This window comes from Bacillus sp. FSL L8-0167, assembly GCF_038630295.1.
GTDB classification, from domain to species: domain Bacteria; phylum Bacillota; class Bacilli; order Bacillales; family Bacillaceae; genus Bacillus; species Bacillus safensis.
In genome coordinates this window covers 2,746,523-2,772,252 of record NZ_CP152027.1, presented here as the reverse complement: position 1 = coordinate 2,772,252, position 25,730 = coordinate 2,746,523, and the positions used below count along the sequence as shown (strand labels likewise).

Here is a 25,730-nt window from a genome sequence, read left to right as displayed (position 1 = left end):
TATGAGTCAAACACTATTTATAGACGGACAATGGGTTGGCGCTAAAAGTAGCGACACACGGGATATCATCAATCCGTTCAATCAAGAAGTGATCGCGACAGTCAGCGAAGGATCTAGAAATGACGCGCAGCTAGCCATTAAAGCAGCGAGAAAAGCCTTCGATCAAGGGGACTGGGCAAACATGCCTGGACTTGAAAGAGGAAATATTGTGTTTAAGATAGCTGAATTGATTAGACGTGATCTTGATGAACTAGCCAAATTGGAATCGCTTGATACAGGGAAAACATTAGAGGAAAGCAAGGCAGATATGGATGATATTGCGAACGTGTTCCAATATTACGCAGGTCTGGCTGATAAAGATGGCGGGGAAATCATTGCATCGCCAATTCCAAACTCGAAAAGTGAATTAATCAGAGAGCCTGTCGGTGTATGCGGACAAATCACTCCTTGGAACTATCCATTGCTTCAAGCAAGCTGGAAAATCGCTCCGGCTCTTGCGGCGGGAAATACAATTGTTTTAAAGCCAAGTGAAATCACACCACTCACCACAATTAAAGTATTTAAACTCATGGAAGAAGCGGGCGTTCCAGCAGGCGTTGCAAACCTAGTGCTTGGACCTGGAGCAACCGTTGGTGATGAGCTTGCTGTAAATGATCAAGTAGATTTGATTTCATTTACAGGCGGTATTGAAACAGGGAAGAAAATTATGCAGGGAGCCAGCGGGAATGTGAAAAAAATAGCCCTTGAGCTTGGCGGAAAGAATCCGAATATTGTGTTTCAAGATGCTGATTTAGACGTAGCGGTTGACCAGGCGATGAATGCTGTGTTTTTCCATGCAGGGCAAGTGTGTTCAGCAGGTTCACGTTTGCTGGTGGAGGAATCTATTCATGATGAATTTTTAGAAGAACTGGTGAAGCGTACGAAAAAAATCAAGCTAGGCAACGGCTTTGATGAAGATACCCAGAGCGGGCCGCTCATCTCAGCTGAGCATCGAAAAAAAGTAGAAAAATACGTCAGCATCGGTTTAGAAGAAGGCGCTAAGTTAGAGACAGGCGGAAAAAGACCTGACGCAGAGGCGCTGCAAAATGGGTTCTTCTACTTGCCGACCATTTTCTCAGGCTGCACGTCAGATATGCGGATTGTACAGGAAGAAGTCTTTGGACCTGTCCTGACAGTCGAATCCTTCCGTACAGAGGAAGAAGTCATCAAGCTGGCAAATGATACGATTTATGGATTAGCAGGAGCTGTGTGGTCTTCTGATATCAGCAAGGCCGAAAGAGTGGCTCGACAATTAAGATTGGGCACGGTTTGGATCAATGACTTCCATCCTTATTTCGCTCAAGCACCTTGGGGTGGCTACAAGCAATCAGGCATTGGGCGCGAATTAGGACGCACGGGGCTTGAAGAATATACCGAACTGAAGCATTTATATCGAAATACAAAACCTGAAGCGGTTCATTGGTTTAAATAAAAATTAAGCATTTGGAGGAGATTCTTTATGACACTAAATATGAAAATTGAAAGCATGCAGAAATTCCACACATTTGAAATTCCGACTGTTATCAAACACGGCATTGGTGCAGTGAAACATGTTGGGGAAGAAGTAAAAGCATACGGCGTTTCAAAGGTATTGCTTGTAACAGACCCTGGTATTTATCAAGCCGGCGTGGTGGACCCAGTAATTGCTTCATTAAAAGAAGCACAAATCGATGTCGTTCTATTTGATAAAGTAGAGCCAAATCCGCCAGTCCGTCTAGTGAACGAAGGATCTGCTTTATATGAAAAAGAAGGCTGTAATGGATTAGTCGCAGTAGGCGGCGGCAGTTCAATGGATACAGCAAAGGCAATCGGAGTAGAGGCGACTCATGAAGGCTCAGTCCTTGATTACGAAGCGGCAGAGGGAAAAAAACCGCTAGAAAACAGAATCCCTCCTTTAACCACTATTCCGACAACAGCTGGTACAGGTTCAGAGGTAACGCAGTGGGCGGTCATTACTGATGAAGAAAGAGAATTCAAATTCAATACTGGTGGACCTCTCATTGCAGCTCATCTAACAGTCATTGATCCAGAGCTTCATGTGTCCATGCCGCCTCATGTGACAGCAATGACTGGAATTGACGCGCTTGCTCACGCGATTGAATGCTATACGATGAAATTTGCTCAGCCGATTACAGATGCGGTAGCGCTCATGGCAATTGAATATGCAGCTCATTATATTCGCCGTGCCTTTGCTGATGGCGAGGACTTAGAAGCCAGATATGGAATGGCACAAGCTGCGATGCTTGCCGGGCTTTCTTATGGAAGTGAATCAGCTGGAGCTGCACATGCGATGAGTCAAACACTCGGAGGTATTATTCCTGTCGCTCACGGTCAGTGTGTTGCAGCGATGATGGGACCAGTGATGGAGTATAACTGGAAAGGGTATCCAGAAAAATTCGCTCGAATTGCGCAAGCGTTTGGGATTGATACAAGCAGAATGACAACAGAGGAAGCAGCCAAAGCAGCTGTGAACTGGATGTATGATTTAGTAGAGGATTTAGAAGTTCCTTCATTAGAAGAACAAGGTGTATCAAAAGATATGATTGATCGTTTATCTAAAGAAGCAATGAAAGATCCGCAAACAGTTGGAAACCCAAGAGATTTAAACGAAAAAGCGTACAAATGGATTTATGCTCGCTGCTTTGAGTTAACACCTAAAACGGTGTAACAATGAAAAAAGGCTCCCAAAAGGGAGTCTTTTTTATGCCTATAGTTGTTCTTTAATTTCTTTGATTTGATGAATATGGCGTTTTTCGTGTGCGCCGATAAAATCAAGGTATTGCTTAAGGGATAGCTCTTTAAACACAGGATGTGCAATGACGCGTTTGAAATCTTCCTCAGTAAATGTGGATAAAATTTGATTGAGCTGCTCACGTGCAGTATCGAGCTCATCCTTTAAATGTGTAGGTGTTACATGCTTGCGTTCAGGCTCAACAATACTAGGCGCAGTGGCTTTTTTCGAACGGTCCTCTGCCATTTCTACCGGTTTTGGTTCATATTCTTTAATCGGTGCTTTTTTACCCTCAGCAGCTAGATGTTTTGCTGCAACTAGGTCCATTTTCTTTAAATGATCTGCTACCTCTTGAATACTCCAAGTATCATCAGATAATTTTTGGTTCAATTGTTCTTCGCTCAAACCTTGCAGCTCGTGCCACAATTCTTGTCTCGCTTCATGTAATATACTCATTTTCTCATCACCTCAAGATCAAATTTTAACATAATGGTACATGACAATCATTCTTGAGCTATCCGAAAATCCCTTTGAAGAATTGTGATGAAATATGAAACCTTTACAAAAGTGGTTCGTATTACCTGTTAGAAGGAATACATTGGAGGTGGGTGTGGTCTAAATGAAACAAAAGATGTTCATTTCATGAAGAAAGGATGAGGAAGATGGATGTGTTCGGGCTGCCTCTTCAGACGCTGTATTTATACATATTAATGATATCAGGAATCCTGACACTTGTTTTCGTCTTTTTCGGCGATGTATTTGATGGATTATTTGAAGCGATCCCTGTTCCATTCCTTCAACCAACATTGATCCTCGCATTTCTTACCTTTTTCTCGGCTGGAGGGTTTATCTCTGAAAAAACAGCAATTGTAGGAAGTGGGCTTGGCGCAGTATTATCTGCGATCCTCGCAGTGATCCTTGTGACCTGTTTGAATGTATTTGTATTAGTCCCGCTTTCCTCTGCTGAAGAATCTCTCTCTTATACGGAAGCCGATTTAAAAGGAAGAACTGGGGAGATCATTGTATCTGTTCCAAAAGACGGATTTGGAGAAGTGCTGTTAATCAGTAATAGCGGGAAAATCTCAAAGCCAGCTGTCAGTTTCGACCAAGAGGAGATTCCATATGGAACCCGTGTGCTAGTTGTCGAAGTGAACAAAGGCGTCTTATCTGTTATACCAAATGAAGAAATCTAGGAGGGAATGCTATGCCAGGAACAACTATTTTAGTGATCATTGGAATTGTGCTTGTGATTCTTATTGCACTTATTGGTGTATTTGTTTCTAAATACCGGACAGCAGGTCCAGATGAAGCATTAATCGTTACAGGAAGTTACCTAGGAAGTAAAAATGTCCACGTGGATGAAGGTGGAAACAAGATTAAGATTGTAAGAGGCGGCGGTACCTTTGTACTTCCAGTCTTTCAACAAGCAGAGCCGCTCAGCTTACTATCTAGCAAGCTAGATGTTTCAACCCCTGAAGTCTATACCGAACAAGGTGTACCAGTCATGGCGGATGGAACGGCCATCATAAAAATTGGCGGATCGATTGAAGAAATTGCTACTGCTGCAGAGCAATTTTTAGGTAAAACAAAAGAAGACCGCGAAAACGAAGCAAGAGAAGTATTAGAAGGCCATCTTCGTTCCATCTTAGGATCAATGACAGTTGAAGAGATTTATAAAAACAGAGAGAAATTTTCTCAAGAAGTACAACGTGTCGCTTCTCAAGATTTAGCGAAAATGGGTCTTGTCATTGTATCGTTTACGATTAAAGATGTTCGTGATAAAAATGGCTATTTAGAATCTCTAGGTAAACCAAGAATTGCCCAAGTAAAACGCGATGCAGATATTGCAACAGCTGAAGCAGATAAAGAAACACGTATCAAACGTGCCGAAGCAGATAAAGATGCGAAGAAATCTGAGCTTGAGCGTGCTACTGAAATCGCTGAAGCAGAAAAGATCAATGAGCTGAAAAGAGCAGAATTCAGACGTGAACAGGATACGGCGAAAGCAAGTGCTGACCAAGCGTACGATCTAGAAACAGCTCGTAACCGTCAGCACGTAACTGAACAAGAAATGCAAGTCAAAATCATTGAGCGTCAGAAACAAATTGAATTAGAAGAAAAAGAGATTCAGCGTCGTGAACGTCAATACGATTCTGAAGTGAAAAAGAAAGCAGATGCGGACCGTTATGCTGTTGAGCAGTCGGCTGCCGCGGAAAAAGCGAAACGCCTTGCTGAAGCAGATGCGAAGAAATACAGCATTGAAGCAATGGCAAAAGCAGAAGCTGAGAAAGTCCGTATTGACGGGCTTGCCAAAGCGGAAGCGGATCGTGCAAAAGGGGAAACAGAAGCAGAAGTCATTAGACTAAAAGGACTTGCAGAAGCGGAAGCGAAAGAGAAAATCGCTGAAGCATTCGAACAGTATGGTCAGGCAGCGATCCTTGATATGATTGTGAAAATGCTACCTGAATATGCGAAGCAAGTATCTGCACCACTTTCTAACATTGATAAAATTACTGTTGTGGATACGGGCGGTAACGGGGAAGGCAGCGGTGCCAATAAAGTTACAGGCTATGCCACAAACCTCATGTCCAGTCTGCAAGAAAGTCTGAAAGCATCCTCTGGAATAGATGTGAAAGAAATTATTGAGAACTTTTCCGGCAAAGGAAATGTGAAGCAAAGCATTCAAGAGCTGACAAACGAAATCAAACAGCCAAGAAAAAAAGAGATCGCTAATACTCAAATAGAAGAATAAAATCAAAAGACACCTTCCAGCAGAGGGTGTCTATTTTTTATAGAAGAAGTTTTAACCATTGAAATACAGACCATTGAATTCTACGTAATAGGAATTTATGATAATGAAGATAGGGTGTAAAAAACTAAAAGGAGTGGTGCGGATGAAGGTGAGACATGCTGTACATCAAGATATTCCTAAAATCGCCGAAATACATGTGAAGAGCTGGCAAACGACTTATCAAGGCATTATTAATCAGGATTATTTGGATGGTTTAAATATAAAAGATCGGAAAGAGAGCTGGAGAAAAAGATCGCTTGAAGGCACGTTTGTCGCAGAAGATGCGGATGGCGTATTTGGTTTTGCTTCTTTCGGAAAACAACGTGACGAACGTTATTCTACATATGATGGAGAGCTGTATGCCATCTATTTATTACAACAGAAACAGAAATCAGGTGCGGGTATTGCTTTAATTGCTAAAGGTGTCGATTATTTAATAGAAAAAGGGTATCAGAGGTTGATGCTATGGGTGTTTGAGCAAAATTCGGCAAAACAATTTTATCAAAAACTTCAACCTAGTTTTGTCGTTACCAGCCAGTTCGAGCTGGCTGGCGAGAACCATAATGAAATAGGGTATGGATGGGAGCTCTCTATATTGAATAACCATGTACAGCGGATTAAATCGTCAGCTTCCAGTAATAATGAGAGAAAAAAGTGAAGAGCACAGCAAGCAGCATGTAAGAAATAAACGGTGAAGCTTCTACTTTTCCTTTCACGCCTGCTATTTTTAAAGCTTCATAGAAACCTACCAAAAAATAAGCAAGACTGAGAATATAGCAGCACAGCATAATGGAGTAAGGGCTCATTGTCGTACCTCCAGCATGAAATCTTCTATTATTAATAGATTCCATAGAGCAGCAAATTATGCATAAAAAAATAACCAGCTGAAATCAGCCGGTTATTTTTGATGAGGAAAAACCAAACGAGATGCACTTGGGATGAGTATACAAAGAACGATACTGCAAATAATAAATGAAGGAACCATATATGTGCTGTTATAAATTAAAGAGTAGACCCATCCTGGTGTTCCTTTCGGTGCATATTGAGAGAAGAAAACGACGCCAGAAATAAAGAACGTCAGCAGTCTGAATAAACTAGCAACAAAAACAGCTAAGGTAATATAGAAGAATTGCTGTTTTCGCTTTTGATCCTGAATGGCTTTTTTGATCAGTCCAGAAAACAGGCCGCTTAAAGAAATGACAACAGATGCAATGAAGTAATCGAGGAATCCTTGAACAGGTGTAGCGATGATCGGGCTATTCATCAGCTGAAGACCTGCGATTAACACACCGATGATAAATCCGGTAGATATTCCCCATCTAATAGACATGAGAATAACGGGAATCATAATCAGCGCAAGAGAACCGCCATTGGGCATTCTTAAAAAGAGACCTGATAAGTAATCTAATACAAGAGCAAGTGAAGTCATAATCGCGATTTCCATCAGTCGTACCAATTGATTTGATTGCTGCATAAAAAAATCTCCTTTTTCATGAATTGAGCAAGGAGAGACCGTGTAAGGATGAGTATGTTATTCATAGAAAAACATATCGATTTGAATACACCGTATGTATTCAAGTGATGCCACATTCCTACTTCAGTATTAACTGACAGGTTCAAAGGGTCAGAACAACGAATGTTCACTCTCAGCACAAAGCTCCCCCTGCGGTTATTTAGTTTCAATCTATTATAAATATACTAAAGACCTGCAGGATCAACAATAGACAATTCCCGAGATAAGCAGCATTTGTATCAATATATAGTAAGAGATAAGGAAAAATAAATTATTTAGAAAAAATACTTGTTTCTTCTTTCAAAAGGTGTTATATTTGTATTCGCCGCTGAAACAGCGCGGTTGATAAATAACATTAAGAAAAAAGTTGTTGACTTTATCTTGATAGAATGTTATATTAATAAAGTCGCCTCTGGGAGACGACGAAGATGATCTTTGAAAACTAAACAAGACAAAACGTACCTGTTAATTCGAGTTTTTATAAAAAAAATCCTATGAAACTTCATAGGTAGTCAGTCAAACTGGCGAGGCAGGAAATGATCACATGCTAAGTTCGCTACATCGTGTAGCAACGCATGTGTGATATGCATCCTGCATACCTCGGAGAGTTTGATCCTGGCTCAGGACGAACGCTGGCGGCGTGCCTAATACATGCAAGTCGAGCGGACAGAAGGGAGCTTGCTCCCGGATGTTAGCGGCGGACGGGTGAGTAACACGTGGGTAACCTGCCTGTAAGACTGGGATAACTCCGGGAAACCGGAGCTAATACCGGATAGTTCCTTGAACCGCATGGTTCAAGGATGAAAGACGGTTTCGGCTGTCACTTACAGATGGACCCGCGGCGCATTAGCTAGTTGGTGGGGTAATGGCTCACCAAGGCGACGATGCGTAGCCGACCTGAGAGGGTGATCGGCCACACTGGGACTGAGACACGGCCCAGACTCCTACGGGAGGCAGCAGTAGGGAATCTTCCGCAATGGACGAAAGTCTGACGGAGCAACGCCGCGTGAGTGATGAAGGTTTTCGGATCGTAAAGCTCTGTTGTTAGGGAAGAACAAGTGCGAGAGTAACTGCTCGCACCTTGACGGTACCTAACCAGAAAGCCACGGCTAACTACGTGCCAGCAGCCGCGGTAATACGTAGGTGGCAAGCGTTGTCCGGAATTATTGGGCGTAAAGGGCTCGCAGGCGGTTTCTTAAGTCTGATGTGAAAGCCCCCGGCTCAACCGGGGAGGGTCATTGGAAACTGGGAAACTTGAGTGCAGAAGAGGAGAGTGGAATTCCACGTGTAGCGGTGAAATGCGTAGAGATGTGGAGGAACACCAGTGGCGAAGGCGACTCTCTGGTCTGTAACTGACGCTGAGGAGCGAAAGCGTGGGGAGCGAACAGGATTAGATACCCTGGTAGTCCACGCCGTAAACGATGAGTGCTAAGTGTTAGGGGGTTTCCGCCCCTTAGTGCTGCAGCTAACGCATTAAGCACTCCGCCTGGGGAGTACGGTCGCAAGACTGAAACTCAAAGGAATTGACGGGGGCCCGCACAAGCGGTGGAGCATGTGGTTTAATTCGAAGCAACGCGAAGAACCTTACCAGGTCTTGACATCCTCTGACAACCCTAGAGATAGGGCTTTCCCTTCGGGGACAGAGTGACAGGTGGTGCATGGTTGTCGTCAGCTCGTGTCGTGAGATGTTGGGTTAAGTCCCGCAACGAGCGCAACCCTTGATCTTAGTTGCCAGCATTCAGTTGGGCACTCTAAGGTGACTGCCGGTGACAAACCGGAGGAAGGTGGGGATGACGTCAAATCATCATGCCCCTTATGACCTGGGCTACACACGTGCTACAATGGACAGAACAAAGGGCTGCAAGACCGCAAGGTTTAGCCAATCCCATAAATCTGTTCTCAGTTCGGATCGCAGTCTGCAACTCGACTGCGTGAAGCTGGAATCGCTAGTAATCGCGGATCAGCATGCCGCGGTGAATACGTTCCCGGGCCTTGTACACACCGCCCGTCACACCACGAGAGTTTGCAACACCCGAAGTCGGTGAGGTAACCTTTATGGAGCCAGCCGCCGAAGGTGGGGCAGATGATTGGGGTGAAGTCGTAACAAGGTAGCCGTATCGGAAGGTGCGGCTGGATCACCTCCTTTCTAAGGATATATGGAGCAGCGTACGTTTTCGTCTTGTTTAGTTTTGAAGGATCATTCCTTCAAAACATGTCTCTAGCGAGACAGGATTGTTCTTTGAAAACTAGATAACAATAAGTAATACATTCACATTGAATGCAATGCAAAGTTCATCACACATAGTGATTCTTTCTAAAGTAAGAAATGGTTAAGTTAGAAAGGGCGCACGGTGGATGCCTTGGCACTAGGAGCCGATGAAGGACGGGACGAACACCGATATGCTTCGGGGAGCTGTAAGCAAGCTTTGATCCGGAGATTTCCGAATGGGGAAACCCACTGCTCGTAATGGAGTAGTATCCATACTTGAATACATAGAGTATGAGAAGGCATACCCGGGGAACTGAAACATCTAAGTACCCGGAGGAAGAGAAAGCAAATGCGATTCCCTGAGTAGCGGCGAGCGAAACGGGAACAGCCCAAACCAAGAGGCTTGCCTCTTGGGGTTGTAGGACACTCTATACGGAGTTACAAAGGAATGATATAAGCGAAGAGGTCTGGAAAGGCCCGCCAAAGAAGGTAACAGCCCTGTAACTGAAATGTCGTTCTCTCCAGAGTGGATCCTGAGTACGGCGGAACACGTGAAATTCCGTCGGAATCCGGGAGGACCATCTCCCAAGGCTAAATACTCCCTAGTGACCGATAGTGAACCAGTACCGTGAGGGAAAGGTGAAAAGCACCCCGGAAGGGGAGTGAAATAGATCCTGAAACCGTGTGCCTACAAGTAGTCAGAGCCCGTTAACGGGTGATGGCGTGCCTTTTGTAGAATGAACCGGCGAGTTACGATCCCGTGCAAGGTTAAGCAGAAGATGCGGAGCCGCAGCGAAAGCGAGTCTGAATAGGGCGCATGAGTACGTGGTCGTAGACCCGAAACCAGGTGATCTACCCATGTCCAGGGTGAAGTTCAGGTAACACTGAATGGAGGCCCGAACCCACGCACGTTGAAAAGTGCGGGGATGAGGTGTGGGTAGGGGTGAAATGCCAATCGAACCTGGAGATAGCTGGTTCTCTCCGAAATAGCTTTAGGGCTAGCCTCAAGGTAAGAGTCTCGGAGGTAGAGCACTGATTGGACTAGGGGCCCCTACCGGGTTACCGAATTCAGTCAAACTCCGAATGCCGATGACTTATCCTTGGGAGTCAGACTGCGAGTGATAAGATCCGTAGTCGAAAGGGAAACAGCCCAGACCGCCAGCTAAGGTCCCAAAGTATACGTTAAGTGGAAAAGGATGTGGAGTTGCTTAGACAACCAGGATGTTGGCTTAGAAGCAGCCACCATTTAAAGAGTGCGTAATAGCTCACTGGTCGAGTGACTCTGCGCCGAAAATGTACCGGGGCTAAACGTATCACCGAAGCTGCGGACTGTTCTTACGAACAGTGGTAGGAGAGCGTTCTAAGGGCTGTGAAGCCAGACCGGAAGGACTGGTGGAGCGCTTAGAAGTGAGAATGCCGGTATGAGTAGCGAAAGACGGGTGAGAATCCCGTCCACCGAATGCCTAAGGTTTCCTGAGGAAGGCTCGTCCGCTCAGGGTTAGTCGGGACCTAAGCCGAGGCCGAAAGGCGTAGGCGATGGACAACAGGTTGATATTCCTGTACCACCTCCTCACCATTTGAGCAATGGGGGGACGCAGGAGGATAGGGTAAGCGCGGTATTGGATATCCGCGTCCAAGCAGTTAGGCTGGGAAATAGGCAAATCCGTTTCCCGTAAAGGCTGAGCTGTGATGGCGAGCGAAATTTAGTAGCGAAGTTCCTGATTCCACACTGCCAAGAAAAGCCTCTAGCGAGGTGAGAGGTGCCCGTACCGCAAACCGACACAGGTAGGCGAGGAGAGAATCCTAAGGTGATCGAGAGAACTCTCGTTAAGGAACTCGGCAAAATGACCCCGTAACTTCGGGAGAAGGGGTGCTTCTTAGGGTGTTAAAGCCCCGAGAAGCCGCAGTGAATAGGCCCAGGCGACTGTTTAGCAAAAACACAGGTCTCTGCGAAGCCGTAAGGCGAAGTATAGGGGCTGACGCCTGCCCGGTGCTGGAAGGTTAAGAGGAGCGCTTAGCGTAAGCGAAGGTGCGAATTGAAGCCCCAGTAAACGGCGGCCGTAACTATAACGGTCCTAAGGTAGCGAAATTCCTTGTCGGGTAAGTTCCGACCCGCACGAAAGGCGCAACGATCTGGGCACTGTCTCAACGAGAGACTCGGTGAAATTATAGTACCTGTGAAGATGCAGGTTACCCGCGACAGGACGGAAAGACCCCGTGGAGCTTTACTGCAGCCTGATATTGAATGTTGGTACAGCTTGTACAGGATAGGTAGGAGCCTTGGAAACCGGAGCGCTAGCTTCGGTGGAGGCATCGGTGGGATACTACCCTGGCTGTATTGACCTTCTAACCCGCTGCCCTTATCGGGCAGGGAGACAGTGTCAGGTGGGCAGTTTGACTGGGGCGGTCGCCTCCTAAAATGTAACGGAGGCGCCCAAAGGTTCCCTCAGAATGGTTGGAAATCATTCGCAGAGTGTAAAGGCACAAGGGAGCTTGACTGCGAGACCTACAAGTCGAGCAGGGACGAAAGTCGGGCTTAGTGATCCGGTGGTTCCGCATGGAAGGGCCATCGCTCAACGGATAAAAGCTACCCCGGGGATAACAGGCTTATCTCCCCCAAGAGTCCACATCGACGGGGAGGTTTGGCACCTCGATGTCGGCTCATCGCATCCTGGGGCTGTAGTCGGTCCCAAGGGTTGGGCTGTTCGCCCATTAAAGCGGTACGCGAGCTGGGTTCAGAACGTCGTGAGACAGTTCGGTCCCTATCCGTCGCGGGCGCAGGAAATTTGAGAGGAGCTGTCCTTAGTACGAGAGGACCGGGATGGACGCACCGCTGGTGTACCAGTTGTTCTGCCAAGGGCATCGCTGGGTAGCTATGTGCGGACGGGATAAGTGCTGAAAGCATCTAAGCATGAAGCCCCCCTCAAGATGAGATTTCCCATTCCGCAAGGAAGTAAGATCCCTGAAAGATGATCAGGTTGATAGGTCTGAGGTGGAAGCGTGGTGACACGTGGAGCTGACAGATACTAATAGATCGAGGACTTAACCTATATTCTAATGTGAAGCATGAACATTGTTATCTAGTTTTGAGAGAACATTCTCTCCATCAGGTTTGGTGGCGATAGCGAAGAGGTCACACCCGTTCCCATACCGAACACGGAAGTTAAGCTCTTCAGCGCCGATGGTAGTTGGGGGTTTCCCCCTGTGAGAGTAGGACGCCGCCAAGCTTCTATAAGGATCAGTTCCAGTCGGAACTGGTCTTTTTTGTGCAAGTTGAGGGTACATTCACTTGTTTGATAAAAGATCGTGGCTTCATTTTATGTCCACAAGCAGCGTGTGAAATACTTGGATATAAAGAGAAAAAGAGTCTATCGCATAAACCATTATCTATAAAAAAACAATAGAGAGACAGAGTATCAGCTTATATAGGGAAATTAAAGATGTGTAAGCCTCTATGATTTTTTATAAATGCTTACGGCTAAAGAGATACATATATCATTAAAGTATAAAAATGAGGGACTGCTAATATTTCTGAAGGAATCGAACGTTTTAAAAGAGAATATAGAAGAGAGAAGTTCAGCTGCTGAACGTGGAACAGCAGCTGTTTGAATAGGAGAAATGACGATCATTTGTTAAAAGAAATACGCAATGAAAATTGAAATAAAATTTTTTTAATATAGCCTTTACAAATGATTAAAACCTGTATATAATAATCTTTGTCGGATCGAGAGATTCCTACATAGTGGAGGATTAGCTCAGCTGGGAGAGCATCTGCCTTACAAGCAGAGGGTCGGCGGTTCGAGCCCGTCATCCTCCACCATATTTATTCTTACATAATGTTAGGATAGATAAAGCCGGTGTAGCTCAACTGGTAGAGCAACTGACTTGTAATCAGTAGGTTGGGGGTTCAAGTCCTCTTGCCGGCACCACTTTCATATGGTAAGATAGACAAGTCGCTTTTAAAGCGAGCCATTAGCTCAGTTGGTAGAGCATCTGACTTTTAATCAGAGGGTCGAAGGTTCGAGTCCTTCATGGCTCACCATGTTTCATGCGGGTGTGGCGGAATTGGCAGACGCGCTAGACTTAGGATCTAGTGTCTTTATGACGTGGGGGTTCAAGTCCCTTCACCCGCATTGCCAAATAAAATAAAGAAATCCTGTAATGCGGAAGTAGTTCAGTGGTAGAACACCACCTTGCCAAGGTGGGGGTCGCGGGTTCGAATCCCGTCTTCCGCTTATACCATCCACGCCGGGGTGGTGGAATTGGCAGACACACAGGACTTAAAATCCTGCGGTAGGTGACTACCGTGCCGGTTCAAGTCCGGCCCTCGGCATTATAAATAAGCGCCCGTAGCTCAATTGGATAGAGCGTTTGACTACGGATCAAAAGGTTAGGGGTTCGACTCCTCTCGGGCGCGCCATTAAGATCGGGAAGTAGCTCAGCTTGGTAGAGCACTTGGTTTGGGACCAAGGGGTCGCAGGTTCGAATCCTGTCTTCCCGACCATCTTTTATGGGGCCTTAGCTCAGCTGGGAGAGCGCCTGCCTTGCACGCAGGAGGTCAGCGGTTCGATCCCGCTAGGCTCCACTTTTTAAAAGATTATTTTGATCATGGCGGTGTAGCTCAGCTGGCTAGAGCGTACGGTTCATACCCGTGAGGTCGGGGGTTCGATCCCCTCCGCCGCTATAAAGGACCTTTAGCTCAGTTGGTTAGAGCAGACGGCTCATAACCGTCCGGTCGTAGGTTCGAGTCCTACAAGGTCCACCATCTATACGGAGGAATACCCAAGTCCGGCTGAAGGGATCGGTCTTGAAAACCGACAGGGGTGTCAAAGCCCGCGGGGGTTCGAATCCCTCTTCCTCCGCCATATTTTTTAAAACCCATATCATCGCGGGGTGGAGCAGTTCGGTAGCTCGTCGGGCTCATAACCCGAAGGTCGCAGGTTCAAATCCTGCCCCCGCAACCAAAATGGTCCGGTAGTTCAGTTGGTTAGAATGCCTGCCTGTCACGCAGGAGGTCGCGGGTTCGAGTCCCGTCCGGACCGCCATTTTTCAAGAGAATACTTGGCTCGGTAGCTCAGTTGGTAGAGCAACGGACTGAAAATCCGTGTGTCGGCGGTTCGATTCCGTCCCGAGCCACTTTTATCAAAATATTCATAGTATGGCGGTTGTGGCGAAGTGGTTAACGCACCAGATTGTGGCTCTGGCACTCGTGGGTTCGATTCCCATCAATCGCCCCATACATATTTTTGCGGGTGTAGTTTAGTGGTAAAACCTCAGCCTTCCAAGCTGATGTCGTGGGTTCGATTCCCATCACCCGCTCCATTTGTATATCTGTTCATGGGCCTGTAGCTCAGCTGGTTAGAGCGCACGCCTGATAAGCGTGAGGTCGGTGGTTCGAGTCCACTCAGGCCCACCATGATCTTCCGCAGTAGCTCAGTGGTAGAGCTATCGGCTGTTAACCGATCGGTCGTAGGTTCGAATCCTACCTGCGGAGCCAAATGGAGAAGTACTCAAGTGGCTGAAGAGGCGCCCCTGCTAAGGGTGTAGGTCGCGTAAGCGGCGCGAGGGTTCAAATCCCTCCTTCTCCGCCATTGATCTGGCCCGTTGGTCAAGCGGTTAAGACACCGCCCTTTCACGGCGGTAACACGGGTTCGAATCCCGTACGGGTCATTTTTAAAAGAGATCTTGTCAAAGATCTCTTTTTTATTTTCTCCAAACGAAAGACCGCATCATGGCGGTCTTTTTTTACATATTCATGGAATAGATCGTATAAGACAAGTATGTGGCAAAGAAGCCCCATAAGACATAAGGAATCAGTAAAATTGGAACGACTTTGCTTAGTTTACGTGAGACGATGACAAGTGCAAGTGCTGTCAGTGCGACGAGCAGGCAGTCGATTGTAGCTGCAAACAAATCCTTTTGTGTAAATTGAAAAAAGCCAAAGGCTTGATTGAAAACATAATTTAAAAGGAAAAGAATCCAAAATGGTAATGTAATTTTTTGAAATCCATACTTTCCATAAATGATCGCTGCGGACAATGAGATGAGTGCAAATAAGACAGCCCACACAGCAGCAATGACACCGCCACCAGGCGTCAATTCTGGTTTATTCAATGCGTCATACCATTCTCTGTCGATGGGGAACAAGAATCCGGCAATAGAGAATAGTGCGTATGTAATAAAGAAGACGACAATCGCCCAAATGATACTTTTTCTAGCCATCAAGAATCTCCTCCAATCAAATTCACTCTTAAAATGATTTCCCAATAATTACATGATATAAACATAAAGCCCCCAATATGAGGGGACTAATGATTTTCTTCTGTATAAGGTTCTTTCTCGTACGGTTTCAAGTCACCAAATACCGTCATGACACCTTCTTCGTCTAGTGCTTCTTCATAGGCCTCGTGTGCTTTGGTCGGATACACCTTGCTGGCTTTTCCTTCAATATCAGCAGCTGCGAATCCTTCGTAGTCCTCCACATAATCTTCATCTTCTGATTGTGTATACACATCATCGTATGTTAGAGGAGGGAATTCCATATCAGACGGGGTCTCAGAGTTTCCGTAGCGTTCTACGTCTTGGTAGGCATCCTCTCCATCGTACGCAGCACTTTCTTCATTTTCAAATTGTCCCGCGGGAGGACTTAATAAATCCTCTTCAATCGGACGGTTTTGTGAAACGGTCTGTTCTTTTGAATGCTCTGTGCATGTGACGGCAGTAGGCAGGGCTTCTAAGCGTTCCTTTGGAATAGGGGCTTTACAGACCTTGCACAGACCATAAGAGCCGTCTGCAATGGCTTGGAGTGCTTCATTGATGTCTAACATATGTTCATGTTCCAAGCTGTTTAAAGCAATATCTTTCCCCCGCTCGAACAGCTCTGTCCCTTGATCACCCGGGTGGTTATCATAGGCAGACAATTCACCGATCGAATCGTAAGGAAAGGATACTTTCTGTTCATCGTCATGGCTTTTGGCTTCAAGTTCTTTCTTTTCATCGAGAAGGCGCTGCTTCAAATGATGTAATTCGTCTTTAGACAACAAAGCGATCATCCTTTCATATCAAACATATTGTTAGTATGAGCAATTTTGTATGTAAGACTAGTTCCAATTTGAAGCAATTCCTTATTAAAAAACGCCTGCGGCTGCAGGCGTTCTTTGTTACGCGATATAGTATTGTAAGATTAAAGCGATCGTCAGCAGAAAACCAAAAAATGTATTGGTTTGAGCTGTAGATTTCATGGCATTCATTAATTCAATCGGCTTTTCTTTTTGTTTAAACTCTTTAATGGCTGTATAGGCTTTTGGCACACTGAGTAAAACAAGAAGACTCCAAAGACCGACGATATCTGTGAAGATATAAACAAAAATGAGTACATATGATACCAAAAACATGGAAAGTAAAATGTTCACTGCAGCTTTGCGTCCAGCAAGAATGGCAAGTGTTCTTCGTCCATTTTCCTTGTCCCCGTCTAAATCACGGATATTGTTCGACAGTAAGATGGCACCAACTAAAATAGAAATTGGTAGTGAGACGAGAACAGCTTTAGACGTCAGTGTGCCTGTTTGGATATAGAAACTAATCAGGATGATTCCTAATCCCATAAAAGCACCTGAAACAAGTTCTCCAAACGGTGTATATGCAATTGGTACAGGGCCGCCAGTATAAAAATAGCCTGCTGCCATACAAATAAGACCTATTAGTGCAATCCACCAGCTAGACATCATGCAAATATATACCCCAAGTAATAAAGAAACCGCAAATAGTGCATAAGCGAGGGTGAGGACTGTCTTTGGCTTCACACCGTTTCTTACAATGGCTCCGCCGATGCCGACAGATTTCTCGTTGTCCAGCCCGCGAACATAATCAAAGTACTCATTAAACATGTTTGTTGCGATTTGGATAAACATAGATGCGAACAGCATGGCTAAAAATAGCCCACCATGTATTTGACCACTTGGAAGTGCTAAAACAGTTCCTAAAGTAACGGGAATAAATGCCGCTGTTAGTGTATGCGGTCGTAGTAAATTCCACCAAATTCGCCAGTTTTTATCAGGCTTTATTGGTGAAAGCTGATCTGATATCGATTGATGCTGCATAAAATATACTCCTTTAAATAAAAAAATACGTACACGTCCAAATTCCAGTTTAGCAAAGTTCAAAAAGGTGTCAATATATTGATGCGATGAATCGGGAAAAAGATGTTTGCTAATCGTTGCCATATCGAAGGAAAGCTTGATTTTAGAACAGGTCCTGCCATTTTACCTTTGATGCTCTCGTTTCAATAAGCAGGAGCGAAAAAATCTTGAAAGCGTGATATAATAAGGATTCGAGGTTTTAAAAGCTGTTTTCTTTACTAAGTTCATCTGTTAAGGTTTATAATAGAAAAGCAGGTCATTCGACATATTCGAATGTTCATGTATTTTTTCATTATGGGTTTTATTTTTTTATGTTATTTCATGGATTTTGGAGGAATGTATCATGGTGACAACAGTGCAAAGTACTTTCCGGCAGGAAGCGCTCGCGACATTAGAAGAAGCGAATAACGTCAACCATGCTGTTTTGATAAGCTACTCCAGAAGAGTTGACGATCTGGATCCTCTTGCCTTTTTCCAAAGCGGCGAAGCGGATTTTTTAGGCGAGCGGTTTTTTTGGTCTGATCCAGAAAGCCAAATGATATTTTCTGGACTTGGCAGAGCGGCCGTCATTAAATCATCTGAGCAAGGCAAGGAACGATTCGATATAGTCCATCAAGAATGGGAACAGCTAAAGCAGCACATGTTCCATTTTCATGATGAGAAGGAGTTAAAGCAAGCGGCTGTTGGTCCGCTTTTATTTGGAGGATTCTCGTTTGATCCGCACGAAGAGAAGGCGCGTCATTGGGAAGCATTTGGCGAGGCTCATTTTTTTGTGCCATCGATCATGCTGACTGTTTCAAAAGAAGGCAGCTTTCTTACGATCAATGAGTGGAAGCAGGTGGACGGGAATGTTCATCAGCTTATTCAAGAATTAGAACAAAAGGCCTCTCGTTTCGAGACATTACCAGTACGGACTGGTGGACAAGCTGAACTTGTTCATATGGAAGAGCTGGATGTGAACGAATGGATGAAGGCGATCCAAGAAGCGACAGACCACATTCGTGCAAACGAATATGAAAAGGTTGTTTTAGCAAGAGAAGTCTTGCTTCACTATAAAAATCAAATTGAACTTGCTCCACTATTAGCAGAATTATTAAAGCATCAAACAACAAGTTATGTATTTGCGGTTGAACAGGGAAGACAAGCATTTGTCGGAGCAACGCCGGAACGCTTAGTGAAAAAAAGCGGCGGAGAGGTCTTTTCATCCTGTTTAGCAGGTTCCATTGTTCGCGGAAAAGATGAAGCGGAGGATCACGCATTAGGCGAGGAACTGCTGCATGATGAGAAGAATTTGATTGAACATCAAATTGTCGTCAATATGATTGAGCAAGCATTTAAAGCGAATTGCCTTCATGTGCATAAACCAAATCAACCAAGTCTTTATAAAACAAAAAACATTCAGCATTTGTTTACACCGATTGTGGGAGAAATTAAAAGCAGCTGTTCCCTTTTTTCATTAATTGAGCAGCTTCATCCGACGCCGGCACTAGGCGGATATCCGAAGGAAAAGGCTATAGAAGTGATTCGTGAAATCGAACCGCTCAAGCGCGGCTGGTATGCAGCGCCGGTAGGCTGGATTGATTCTCAGGATAATGGAGAATTTGCTGTAGCCATTCGGTCAGGTCTTATTGAGGAAGATCATGTTCGTTTATTCGCTGGCTGCGGAATTGTAGAGGATTCCCTTGCAAAGCAGGAGTATGAGGAAACACAAGTGAAGTTAAGACCAATGCTGTCTGCTCTTGGAGGTCATCCTATTGAATAATCACATCATGACAACATATATAGGCAGATTGATGGATGAATTCGTCCAAGGTGGTGTGAAAGAGGCAGTTGTCTGTCCAGGTTCTCGTTCAACTCCGCTTGCGATGCTGGCTCTTGCTCATCAAGACATCCATGTCCATGTTTTAGTGGACGAACGGTCTGCTGCTTTTTATGCGCTTGGTCTTGCAAAAGCAAGTCAATCACCAGTGCTGCTTATTTGTACATCAGGTACAGCAGCTGCTAATTTTTATCCAGCCATTGTAGAGGCGCATTATTCTCGTGTACCTCTTATTGTTTTAACTGCTGATCGGCCGCACGAATTGAGGGAAGTTGGAGCACCTCAAGCGATTGATCAGCAATTCTTATTCGGTAAGTTTGTTAAATGGTTCACAGACTTAGCTCTGCCAGAGGAAAGTCAAACAATGCTGCGATATGTTCAGACAGCAGCTGCGAGAGCAAATCACATGTCGATGCAGGAGCCAAAGGGGCCTGTTCAGATTAATGTACCTCTGAGAGAACCATTGCTTCCTGATCTGTCTATTGATCCTTTCGCGAGAGAAGAATCAGACACGAAAAAGGTATTAGCATCAGGTCAGACTTTCCCAAATGATCGAGTGATGTCTGAAATCGTAACCGTCATGAACCATTCCAAAAAGGGACTGATTGTGGCTGGTGAACTTCATACACAGGAAGAAAAAGAGGCAGTTTTACGCCTTTCGAAAGCTCTTCATTTACCTATTTTAGCTGACCCGCTGTCTCTTTTGCGCAACGGACATGTAAATGAAGATCTGATTATCGATGCGTATGATTCTTTATTAAAAGATGAAGCATTACAGCAGCACCTCTTGCCGGATATGGTCATTCGTTTTGGACCGATGCCTGTATCTAAGCCCTTATTCAAGTGGCTGGAAAAACATGCGGAAGTGAAGCAGATTGTTGTAGATGCAGCCGGAGGTTTTCGTGATCCTGGGTTAAGTGCTTCATACGTCATTGAAAGTACTGTGTCTGCTTTTGTAGAAGCAGCATTAAATCAAGCAGTACAACGTAAAGAGACAAGCTTCTTAAACTGCTGGCAGAATGCTAATTCTTCATTCAGAACGCATGCAGCCCGCTATTCAGATGAGGATTTGTCCTTTGAAGGGAATGTGTACCGTCAGCTTCAGCACCTCTTGCCAAAGGAAAGTGTCCTTTTTATCGGAAATAGTATGCCGATTCGTGATGTAGATACATTTTTTGAAACTCAGTCCAAGCCTTTTCGAATGATGGCCAATCGCGGAGCAAATGGCATTGATGGCGTTGTGTCCACAGCACTTGGCACGTATGCAGCATTGAAGCAGCCAGTCACTTTAGTCATTGGAGATTTATCATTTTACCATGATATGAACGGTCTGCTTGCAGCTAAGCTGATGGACATTCCGCTGACAGTTGTTTTGATAAACAATGATGGGGGAGGTATCTTTTCTTTCCTTCCGCAGGCGTCTGATGAACCGTATTATGAAAAGCTCTTCGGTACGCCGACAGGACTGAATTTTGAGTATGCATCGAAGTTATATGGGGGAACCTATTCGAAACCGGCAACGAAACAAGAGTTACATGATTTGTACATGGCTCATATCGATGAACCTGGTCTTCATTTAATTGAAATTGAAACAGATCGTCATTCCCGTGTAGACAAGCATCGTCAAATGATGGATGACATATTGGAAGAAGTGAAAAAAGAATGCCTTCTCTCATCATAAGAATGCGTGATGGGGTAGCGTACGAAGTGGTGGACCAGAACCCTTCGGCAGCAAATGCTACACTATGCTTACACGGATTCACTGGAAGTGCAGCGTCTTGGACGTTCTTGAATGCTTATTTGGAGAATACAAGACTGATTCAGGTCAGCTTGCTCGGACATGGGCGTACGGACTCGCCAGAAAGTGTGAGAAGATATGCAATGTCTCAGCAGCTGGCAGATCTTGTAGAGATTTTAAACCAATTAAAGCTTCACAAAGTGAATATTCTCGGATATTCTATGGGAGGACGTATTGCTTTATCATTTGCCGCTCGTTATCCAGATCGTGTCAATAAATTGATCCTTGAGAGTACGTCTCCTGGGCTTCGCACTTTTAAAGAGCGGATGGCAAGACTAAAGCATGATCATCAGCTTGCTCAAAAGATTAGACATGAAGGCTTAGTGAAGTTTGTGGATTTTTGGGAAAGCATTCCTTTGTTTGCGTCGCAGAAAACTTTATCAGCTGAAAGGCAGACTGAGCTGAGAGAGGGAAGATTAAAAGCCAATCCTCTTGGACTGGCTCGCAGCTTAGAAGGAATTGGAACAGGTTCACAGCCGTCTGTTTGGAAGGCGTTAAAGCATATTCATTTGCCTGCTTTGTTCATTTGCGGAACGCTTGATGAAAAGTTCTGCCATATCGGCAAACGTATGCAGCAGGAGCTGAAAGGAAGTCAATTCATTTTGGCTGAGCATGCCGGGCATACAGTTCATGTGGAACAACCACATTTTTTTGGTAAAATAGTAAGTGAGTTTATTTTAGAGCAAGATTAGAGGAGGAAATATTGATGGCTATTGAATGGCAAACAGAGCGTCAGTATGACGAAATTTTATATGAAACGTACAATGGGATCGCAAAGATTACGATTAATCGTCCACACGTACATAACGCGTTTACCCCAAAGACTGTTAGTGAATTAATTGATGCATTTTCACGGGCTCGTGATAATTCAGAAGTTGGTGTAATTGTTCTTGCAGGTGCTGGCGGAAAAGCATTCTGTTCTGGTGGAGACCAAAAAGTTCGCGGCCATGGCGGTTATGTAGGAGACGATCAAATTCCACGTCTAAATGTATTAGACTTGCAGCGTTTGATTCGTGTCATTCCAAAACCAGTTATCGCAATGGTAGCAGGTTACGCGATTGGCGGAGGACACGTTCTTCACGTTGTGTGTGACCTGACGATTGCAGCAGATAATGCGATTTTTGGACAAACAGGTCCAAAAGTAGGTAGCTTTGATGCTGGTTATGGTTCAGGCTACCTTGCACGTATTGTTGGTCATAAGAAAGCAAGAGAAATCTGGTACTTATGTCGTCAATACAATGCACAAGAAGCGCTTGATATGGGACTTGTTAACACAGTTGTCCCATTAGATCAGCTTGAAGAGGAAACGGTGAAGTGGTGTGAGGAGATGCTAGAAAAGAGCCCGACTGCTTTACGATTCTTGAAGGCTGCATTTAACGCAGATACGGATGGATTAGCTGGAATTCAACAATTTGCAGGAGATGCGACACTTCTTTATTACACAACAGATGAAGCAAAAGAAGGACGCGATTCCTTTAAGGAAAAACGCAAGCCGGACTTCGGCCAGTTCCCGCGTTTCCCTTGATTCAATGATATCAATGAACAACAGCTTAGTGCATCAGACTAAGCTGTTTTCTTTTACAAAAAGGAGGTGTCATGATGAAGCAACCTAATTGGCTGCTGCACCGTGCCTATTTAACGCCAGATCGAGTCGCACTCATTTATCAAGAGAAAGAGTGGACATTTCACGAATTAGCTCAAGAAGCGGAAGTGCTTTCAAATAGACTTGCTCAGGCATCATTGAAAAAAGGGGAAGCGGTTGCGCTTTTGATGAACAATCATCCTCATATGGTGATGCTTGTACATGCCTGTTTTTTATTAGGGGTAAAAATTGTGCTATTGAATAATAAGCTGACAAAAGCTGAAAGACGCTATCAGCTAGAAGATGCAAAAGCCGCGGCGTTATTAACAGAATCTAGTTATGCAAGCGATCATGAGGGTGATTTACCCGTTTATACAATGGAAACTTTACCTGAACCAGGGCAAGGCCATATCAACAAGATCGAGAGTGAATTTGATTTGTATGAAACAGCGACCATCATGTATACATCTGGGACAACGGGACGTCCAAAAGGGGTAGAGCAAACGTTTGGCAATCATTTTCATAGTGCTGTTTCCTCTGCGCTGAATCTGGGTCTCAGAGAGGATGACCGCTGGCTCATTGCCCTGCCTCTTTTTCATATTAGCGGCTTATCTGCTTTATTTAAGTCTGTGATATATGGAATGACAGTCGTGCTTCATCAGAAGTTTGACGTCGATGAAGTAAAGGATTCTATTGAACGGCATCGTGTGACGATGATTTCCGTTGTGCAGACGATGTTATCTCGTTTATTAAGCAGATTGGCAGAATGTCCATCTTCTTTGCGCTGTCTTTTATTAGGAGGAGGCCCTGCGCCTTATGCGATGCTCCAAGAAAGCAAAGAGAAGGGCTTTCCTGTCTTTCAATCGTACGGGATGACGGAAACCTGTTCACAAATTGTGACCCTTGCGCCCGAATTTAGTGTAGAGAAGCTTGGTTCAGCGGGAAAACCTCTTTTTGGGTGTGAGCTGAAAATTCAAGATGGTGATCGCATTTGCCGTCCTTTTGAGCATGGCGAAATTATGGTGAAAGGTGCAAATGTGATGAAAGGATACCTTTACCGTGAAGAAGCGACCGCGGCTGCCTTTGATGAGGGCTGGCTGAAAACGGGTGATATTGGCTATGTGGATGAGGAAGGGTTCTTATTTGTGCTTGACCGCCGTTCAGATTTAATTATTTCTGGCGGAGAAAATATTTATCCTGCGGAAATTGAAGCGGTTCTGCTAACACATCCGCATGTAAAGGAAGCCGGAGTAACGGGTATGTATGATGATAGGTGGGGAGAGGTACCTGCTGCTTTCCTTGTAACAGATGATAAGATACCGGAGAATGAGCTCTATGCTTTATGTGGGTCGCATTTAGCCAAATATAAATGGCCCGCCGCTTTTCACTTTGTGGACGAGCTGCCAAGAAATGCGTCGAATAAATTGCAAAGGCACAGACTCAGATCAAAGGGGTTTTCAAATGATTCAAATTGAACGAGTAATTTTATATCATGTCACGATGAAGCTTAAACAGCCATTTACAACAAGTCTTGGAACCATTTCAGAGCGTGAGTTTATTATTGTTGAAGTAAAAGATCAGACAGGATTGACTGGATGGGGAGAAGTATCTGCTTTTTCTTCTCCGTGGTATACAGAAGAAACAATTGAGACTTGCTATCATATGCTGAGGGCTTTCTTTATCCCGAACGTGCTGACGCGCACCTTTACACATCCTTCTGAAATCCCTGACAGTCTGTATCATTTTAAAGGCAATAGGATGGCGAAAGCAGGCATTGAAGCGGCTGTTTGGGATATTTATGCGAAGCGTGAGAATAAGTCTTTACGCGATGTATTAGGCGGTACAAAAGATAGAATACCATCTGGTGTTGTGGCGGGGTTAGGCCCGATTGACGATATGCTTGAGCAAATTCAGCAATTTGTTGACCAAGGCTATCAGCGGGTGAAGGTGAAAATTAAACCGGGACAAGATATTGGACTTCTTCAAAAGATCAGAGAGTCTTTTCCTGATCTGCCATTAATGGCAGATGCAAACTCTGCTTATGAATTAAAAGATATTAGCAAGCTTAAGCAGCTCGATGATATTCGTTTATTAATGATTGAACAGCCTCTAGCTGCAGATGATATTGTGGACCACCGCCATTTGCAAAAGCATTTAAAAACGCCGATTTGTTTAGATGAAAGTATTTGTTCTTTAGATGATGCTAGAAAAGCTGTAGAGCTTGGCAGCTGTCAAATTATTAATGTGAAGCCTTCACGAGTTGGCGGACTGACAGAGGCTCTTAAAATTCATACGTTTTGTAAGGAGAATCAAATTCCATTATGGTGCGGAGGGATGATTGAAACAGGTATTTCCCGAGCGCAGAACGTGGCACTTGCTTCGCTTCCTCAATTTACGATTCCCGGTGATATTTCAGCTTCGTCAAAATTTTGGGAGCAGGATATCATTTTTCCTGAAATTAAGGTTGAAAATGGGTTTATTGAGGTGCCTCGCTCCCCAGGAATGGGCGTGGAAGTTGATTACCAAGCGCTCCGTTCGTTTTCAGATAAAATCGACGTGTTTACAAAACATGATTTTGTGAGATAAAAACGAAGGAATCACCTTTTGCATCCACAATAGAATCTAGGTATAGTGAGAGAAAGTTTTTCCTTCCTGTCTGAACAAAAAAGAAAGAGCGGTGATCCGCTCTTTCTTACTCTTCAACCAGCTCGCTGTCATAAGCAAGCTGTCCGATATACTGATGAATTTCATTTGGCATGTTTGATGCATGTCCATATTCATAATCCCAAAGATTTAAAAAGGAGTGAGCGGCTTGGTGGAATGCGTCTTCATCCGCGTCATGAATTTCGTCAAAAAACGTTTGAAGCAGCCGATCATGTTTCAAAATGAAGCGCCTCCTTTAATGAGACTTAAAGGTCTTGTGGTTTAAACGTTTTACAATCCGTTTCTTCGCTTTTCTCAGCCGTATTTCCTGTGTGGCTGACGACATAGATTGCATCTGCACCACAGCGGTTTCCAGCATTCCAATAGAAACAGTTATTGACTTCACAAAGGATTTTTTGACTCATACAGATGACCTCCTTTTGAGTATGTCTTTCATCTATAATGTA

General features: G+C 44.6%; 19 protein-coding genes, 21 tRNA genes, 3 rRNA genes and 1 riboswitch. Of the genes, 35 read left to right on the top strand and 8 right to left on the bottom strand.

All coding sequences use genetic code 11. The features are described 5' to 3' along the window. Nucleotide 1: 1 nt before the first annotated feature. Both betB and MHB66_RS14370 read left to right on the top strand, forming a co-directional pair. On the top strand, nucleotides 2–1,471 hold the full coding sequence (betB, locus tag MHB66_RS14375; RefSeq protein ID WP_046313438.1) for a betaine-aldehyde dehydrogenase: 1,470 nt from the start codon (nucleotides 2–4) through the stop codon (nucleotides 1,469–1,471). A 27-nt stretch (nucleotides 1,472–1,498) separates the two neighbouring features. After that, nucleotides 1,499–2,707, top strand: coding sequence for an iron-containing alcohol dehydrogenase (locus tag MHB66_RS14370; RefSeq protein WP_025094230.1), 1,209 nt, complete (start codon nucleotides 1,499–1,501; stop codon nucleotides 2,705–2,707). 39 nt (nucleotides 2,708–2,746) lie between these two features. Here the strand turns inward: MHB66_RS14370 and MHB66_RS14365 are convergent, their stop codons facing one another. Next, nucleotides 2,747–3,226, bottom strand: coding sequence for a DinB family protein (locus MHB66_RS14365; protein WP_024425883.1), 480 nt, complete (start codon nucleotides 3,224–3,226; stop codon nucleotides 2,747–2,749). A gap of 206 nt (nucleotides 3,227–3,432) precedes the next feature. On the opposite strand from MHB66_RS14365, the gene MHB66_RS14360 reads away from it, so the two are divergent. The 3 genes from MHB66_RS14360 to MHB66_RS14350 all read left to right on the top strand — a co-directional run bounded on the left by MHB66_RS14360 (nucleotide 3,433) and on the right by MHB66_RS14350 (nucleotide 6,219). Continuing rightward, complete coding sequence (locus MHB66_RS14360; protein WP_034284306.1) at nucleotides 3,433–3,963, top strand: hypothetical protein; 531 nt, start codon at nucleotides 3,433–3,435, stop codon at nucleotides 3,961–3,963. A gap of 11 nt (nucleotides 3,964–3,974) precedes the next feature. Continuing rightward, complete coding sequence (locus tag MHB66_RS14355; protein ID WP_046313440.1) at nucleotides 3,975–5,522, top strand: flotillin family protein; 1,548 nt, start codon at nucleotides 3,975–3,977, stop codon at nucleotides 5,520–5,522. A 142-nt stretch (nucleotides 5,523–5,664) separates the two neighbouring features. Beyond that, nucleotides 5,665–6,219: a GNAT family N-acetyltransferase gene (locus tag MHB66_RS14350; RefSeq protein WP_034284309.1), complete on the top strand. Its 555-nt coding sequence runs from the start codon at nucleotides 5,665–5,667 to the stop codon at nucleotides 6,217–6,219. On the opposite strand, the gene MHB66_RS14345 is transcribed toward MHB66_RS14350, so the two are convergent. After that, entirely contained in the window at nucleotides 6,179–6,367 is a 189-nt protein-coding gene (locus MHB66_RS14345) for a hypothetical protein (protein ID WP_046313443.1), read from the bottom strand. The two genes, MHB66_RS14350 and MHB66_RS14345, sit on opposite strands and share 41 nt — an antisense overlap. A gap of 92 nt (nucleotides 6,368–6,459) precedes the next feature. Continuing rightward, the gene (gene thiT / locus MHB66_RS14340; RefSeq protein ID WP_046313445.1) at nucleotides 6,460–7,035 is read right to left on the bottom strand and encodes an energy-coupled thiamine transporter ThiT; all 576 of its coding nucleotides are present in this window, start codon (nucleotides 7,033–7,035) and stop codon (nucleotides 6,460–6,462) included. Between the two features lie 98 nt (nucleotides 7,036–7,133). Then, nucleotides 7,134–7,235: riboswitch (TPP riboswitch) on the bottom strand. A 436-nt stretch (nucleotides 7,236–7,671) separates the two neighbouring features. Between thiT and MHB66_RS14335 the strand changes: the two genes are divergently transcribed. The 24 genes from MHB66_RS14335 to MHB66_RS14220 all read left to right on the top strand — a co-directional run bounded on the left by MHB66_RS14335 (nucleotide 7,672) and on the right by MHB66_RS14220 (nucleotide 14,953). Beyond that, nucleotides 7,672–9,220 (top strand): 16S ribosomal RNA (locus MHB66_RS14335). Between the two features lie 182 nt (nucleotides 9,221–9,402). Next, a 23S ribosomal RNA gene (locus tag MHB66_RS14330) occupies nucleotides 9,403–12,333 on the top strand. Nucleotides 12,334–12,394: 61 nt separating this feature from the next. After that, a 5S ribosomal RNA gene (gene rrf / locus MHB66_RS14325) occupies nucleotides 12,395–12,510 on the top strand. The 16S, 23S and 5S rRNA genes sit together here, the layout of an rRNA operon. 517 nt (nucleotides 12,511–13,027) lie before the next feature. Next, nucleotides 13,028–13,103, top strand: a tRNA-Val gene (locus MHB66_RS14320). 33 nt (nucleotides 13,104–13,136) lie between these two features. Next, nucleotides 13,137–13,212: transfer RNA gene (locus MHB66_RS14315), tRNA-Thr, on the top strand. 37 nt (nucleotides 13,213–13,249) lie between these two features. After that, nucleotides 13,250–13,325 (top strand) — tRNA-Lys (locus MHB66_RS14310). An 8-nt stretch (nucleotides 13,326–13,333) separates the two neighbouring features. Continuing rightward, nucleotides 13,334–13,416 (top strand) — tRNA-Leu (locus MHB66_RS14305). A gap of 30 nt (nucleotides 13,417–13,446) precedes the next feature. Continuing rightward, nucleotides 13,447–13,518: transfer RNA gene (locus MHB66_RS14300), tRNA-Gly, on the top strand. Between the two features lie 12 nt (nucleotides 13,519–13,530). Then, nucleotides 13,531–13,616 (top strand) — tRNA-Leu (locus MHB66_RS14295). Between the two features lie 10 nt (nucleotides 13,617–13,626). Beyond that, nucleotides 13,627–13,703: transfer RNA gene (locus MHB66_RS14290), tRNA-Arg, on the top strand. Between the two features lie 7 nt (nucleotides 13,704–13,710). Further along, nucleotides 13,711–13,787: transfer RNA gene (locus MHB66_RS14285), tRNA-Pro, on the top strand. 8 nt (nucleotides 13,788–13,795) lie between these two features. After that, a tRNA-Ala gene (locus MHB66_RS14280) sits at nucleotides 13,796–13,868 on the top strand. Nucleotides 13,869–13,893: 25 nt separating this feature from the next. Continuing rightward, nucleotides 13,894–13,967, top strand: a tRNA-Met gene (locus tag MHB66_RS14275). 4 nt (nucleotides 13,968–13,971) lie between these two features. Then, nucleotides 13,972–14,048 (top strand) — tRNA-Ile (locus MHB66_RS14270). A gap of 7 nt (nucleotides 14,049–14,055) precedes the next feature. Continuing rightward, nucleotides 14,056–14,148 (top strand) — tRNA-Ser (locus MHB66_RS14265). A 22-nt stretch (nucleotides 14,149–14,170) separates the two neighbouring features. Beyond that, nucleotides 14,171–14,247 (top strand) — tRNA-Met (locus MHB66_RS14260). A 4-nt stretch (nucleotides 14,248–14,251) separates the two neighbouring features. Continuing rightward, nucleotides 14,252–14,328 (top strand) — tRNA-Asp (locus MHB66_RS14255). Between the two features lie 18 nt (nucleotides 14,329–14,346). Then, nucleotides 14,347–14,419 (top strand) — tRNA-Phe (locus MHB66_RS14250). 25 nt (nucleotides 14,420–14,444) lie between these two features. Then, nucleotides 14,445–14,520 (top strand) — tRNA-His (locus MHB66_RS14245). An 11-nt stretch (nucleotides 14,521–14,531) separates the two neighbouring features. Next, a tRNA-Gly gene (locus MHB66_RS14240) sits at nucleotides 14,532–14,605 on the top strand. A 17-nt stretch (nucleotides 14,606–14,622) separates the two neighbouring features. Continuing rightward, nucleotides 14,623–14,699 (top strand) — tRNA-Ile (locus MHB66_RS14235). Nucleotides 14,700–14,705: 6 nt separating this feature from the next. Further along, nucleotides 14,706–14,780, top strand: a tRNA-Asn gene (locus tag MHB66_RS14230). A 3-nt stretch (nucleotides 14,781–14,783) separates the two neighbouring features. Beyond that, nucleotides 14,784–14,874 (top strand) — tRNA-Ser (locus tag MHB66_RS14225). Nucleotides 14,875–14,881: 7 nt separating this feature from the next. Further along, nucleotides 14,882–14,953 (top strand) — tRNA-Glu (locus tag MHB66_RS14220). Nucleotides 14,954–15,028: 75 nt separating this feature from the next. On the opposite strand, the gene MHB66_RS14215 is transcribed toward MHB66_RS14220, so the two are convergent. From MHB66_RS14215 to MHB66_RS14205, 3 genes are all read right to left on the bottom strand, one after another. Then, nucleotides 15,029–15,505, bottom strand: a complete 477-nt coding sequence (locus tag MHB66_RS14215) for a tryptophan-rich sensory protein (protein ID WP_046312187.1) — start codon at nucleotides 15,503–15,505, stop codon at nucleotides 15,029–15,031. 86 nt (nucleotides 15,506–15,591) lie between these two features. Further along, nucleotides 15,592–16,326, bottom strand: coding sequence for a TraR/DksA C4-type zinc finger protein (locus MHB66_RS14210; protein ID WP_046312185.1), 735 nt, complete (start codon nucleotides 16,324–16,326; stop codon nucleotides 15,592–15,594). A gap of 117 nt (nucleotides 16,327–16,443) precedes the next feature. Next, a complete protein-coding gene (locus MHB66_RS14205) occupies nucleotides 16,444–17,382 on the bottom strand; it encodes a 1,4-dihydroxy-2-naphthoate polyprenyltransferase (protein WP_034279366.1) in 939 nt (312 codons plus the stop codon). Between the two features lie 382 nt (nucleotides 17,383–17,764). Between MHB66_RS14205 and MHB66_RS14200 the strand changes: the two genes are divergently transcribed. The 6 genes from MHB66_RS14200 to menC all read left to right on the top strand — a co-directional run bounded on the left by MHB66_RS14200 (nucleotide 17,765) and on the right by menC (nucleotide 25,206). Then, complete coding sequence (locus MHB66_RS14200) at nucleotides 17,765–19,183, top strand: isochorismate synthase (RefSeq protein ID WP_041116869.1); 1,419 nt, start codon at nucleotides 17,765–17,767, stop codon at nucleotides 19,181–19,183. After that, entirely contained in the window at nucleotides 19,176–20,921 is a 1,746-nt protein-coding gene (gene menD, locus MHB66_RS14195; protein ID WP_046312183.1) for a 2-succinyl-5-enolpyruvyl-6-hydroxy-3-cyclohexene-1-carboxylic-acid synthase, read from the top strand. Before MHB66_RS14200 ends, menD begins: the two co-directional genes overlap by 8 nt. Continuing rightward, a complete protein-coding gene (menH, locus tag MHB66_RS14190; protein WP_034279373.1) occupies nucleotides 20,903–21,730 on the top strand; it encodes a 2-succinyl-6-hydroxy-2,4-cyclohexadiene-1-carboxylate synthase in 828 nt (275 codons plus the stop codon). Before menD ends, menH begins: the two co-directional genes overlap by 19 nt. Before the next feature lie 14 nt (nucleotides 21,731–21,744). Next, nucleotides 21,745–22,563, top strand: a complete 819-nt coding sequence (gene menB / locus MHB66_RS14185; RefSeq protein WP_024424937.1) for a 1,4-dihydroxy-2-naphthoyl-CoA synthase — start codon at nucleotides 21,745–21,747, stop codon at nucleotides 22,561–22,563. Nucleotides 22,564–22,634: 71 nt separating this feature from the next. Beyond that, nucleotides 22,635–24,095 (top strand): o-succinylbenzoate--CoA ligase, encoded by a 1,461-nt coding sequence (locus MHB66_RS14180; protein ID WP_046312182.1) that lies wholly within the window; start codon nucleotides 22,635–22,637, stop codon nucleotides 24,093–24,095. Next, nucleotides 24,082–25,206 carry an o-succinylbenzoate synthase gene (menC, locus tag MHB66_RS14175; protein WP_046312180.1) on the top strand — a complete coding sequence of 375 codons (1,125 nt, stop codon included), beginning with the start codon at nucleotides 24,082–24,084 and terminating at the stop codon, nucleotides 25,204–25,206. The genes MHB66_RS14180 and menC overlap by 14 nt, the downstream gene beginning before the upstream one ends. 106 nt (nucleotides 25,207–25,312) lie before the next feature. Here menC and MHB66_RS14170 read toward each other — a convergent pair whose 3' ends face one another. Both MHB66_RS14170 and MHB66_RS14165 read right to left on the bottom strand, forming a co-directional pair. After that, nucleotides 25,313–25,504 (bottom strand): hypothetical protein, encoded by a 192-nt coding sequence (locus MHB66_RS14170; protein WP_034279382.1) that lies wholly within the window; start codon nucleotides 25,502–25,504, stop codon nucleotides 25,313–25,315. A 25-nt stretch (nucleotides 25,505–25,529) separates the two neighbouring features. Next, the gene (locus tag MHB66_RS14165; protein WP_080943468.1) at nucleotides 25,530–25,688 is read right to left on the bottom strand and encodes a DUF1540 domain-containing protein; all 159 of its coding nucleotides are present in this window, start codon (nucleotides 25,686–25,688) and stop codon (nucleotides 25,530–25,532) included. Between the last annotated feature and the right edge of the window lie 42 nt (nucleotides 25,689–25,730).

Excerpts from the sequence above, each read along its gene's own strand:
- menH (WP_034279373.1), top strand. The coding sequence starts at position 20,903 with ATGCCTTCTCTCATCATAAGAATGCGTGATGGGGTAGCGTACGAAGTG.
- betB (WP_046313438.1), top strand. The coding sequence starts at position 2 with ATGAGTCAAACACTATTTATAGACGGACAATGGGTTGGCGCTAAAAGT.
- MHB66_RS14345 (WP_046313443.1), bottom strand. The coding sequence starts at position 6,367 with ATGAGCCCTTACTCCATTATGCTGTGCTGCTATATTCTCAGTCTTGCT.
- thiT (WP_046313445.1), bottom strand. The coding sequence starts at position 7,035 with ATGCAGCAATCAAATCAATTGGTACGACTGATGGAAATCGCGATTATG.
- MHB66_RS14355 (WP_046313440.1), top strand. The coding sequence starts at position 3,975 with ATGCCAGGAACAACTATTTTAGTGATCATTGGAATTGTGCTTGTGATT.
- MHB66_RS14365 (WP_024425883.1), bottom strand. The coding sequence starts at position 3,226 with ATGAGTATATTACATGAAGCGAGACAAGAATTGTGGCACGAGCTGCAA.
- MHB66_RS14205 (WP_034279366.1), bottom strand. The coding sequence starts at position 17,382 with ATGCAGCATCAATCGATATCAGATCAGCTTTCACCAATAAAGCCTGAT.
- MHB66_RS14370 (WP_025094230.1), top strand. The coding sequence starts at position 1,499 with ATGACACTAAATATGAAAATTGAAAGCATGCAGAAATTCCACACATTT.
- MHB66_RS14200 (WP_041116869.1), top strand. The coding sequence starts at position 17,765 with ATGGTGACAACAGTGCAAAGTACTTTCCGGCAGGAAGCGCTCGCGACA.
- MHB66_RS14360 (WP_034284306.1), top strand. The coding sequence starts at position 3,433 with ATGGATGTGTTCGGGCTGCCTCTTCAGACGCTGTATTTATACATATTA.
- MHB66_RS14350 (WP_034284309.1), top strand. The coding sequence starts at position 5,665 with ATGAAGGTGAGACATGCTGTACATCAAGATATTCCTAAAATCGCCGAA.
- MHB66_RS14180 (WP_046312182.1), top strand. The coding sequence starts at position 22,635 with ATGATGAAGCAACCTAATTGGCTGCTGCACCGTGCCTATTTAACGCCA.
- menC (WP_046312180.1), top strand. The coding sequence starts at position 24,082 with ATGATTCAAATTGAACGAGTAATTTTATATCATGTCACGATGAAGCTT.
- MHB66_RS14215 (WP_046312187.1), bottom strand. The coding sequence starts at position 15,505 with ATGGCTAGAAAAAGTATCATTTGGGCGATTGTCGTCTTCTTTATTACA.
- menB (WP_024424937.1), top strand. The coding sequence starts at position 21,745 with ATGGCTATTGAATGGCAAACAGAGCGTCAGTATGACGAAATTTTATAT.
- MHB66_RS14165 (WP_080943468.1), bottom strand. The coding sequence starts at position 25,688 with ATGAGTCAAAAAATCCTTTGTGAAGTCAATAACTGTTTCTATTGGAAT.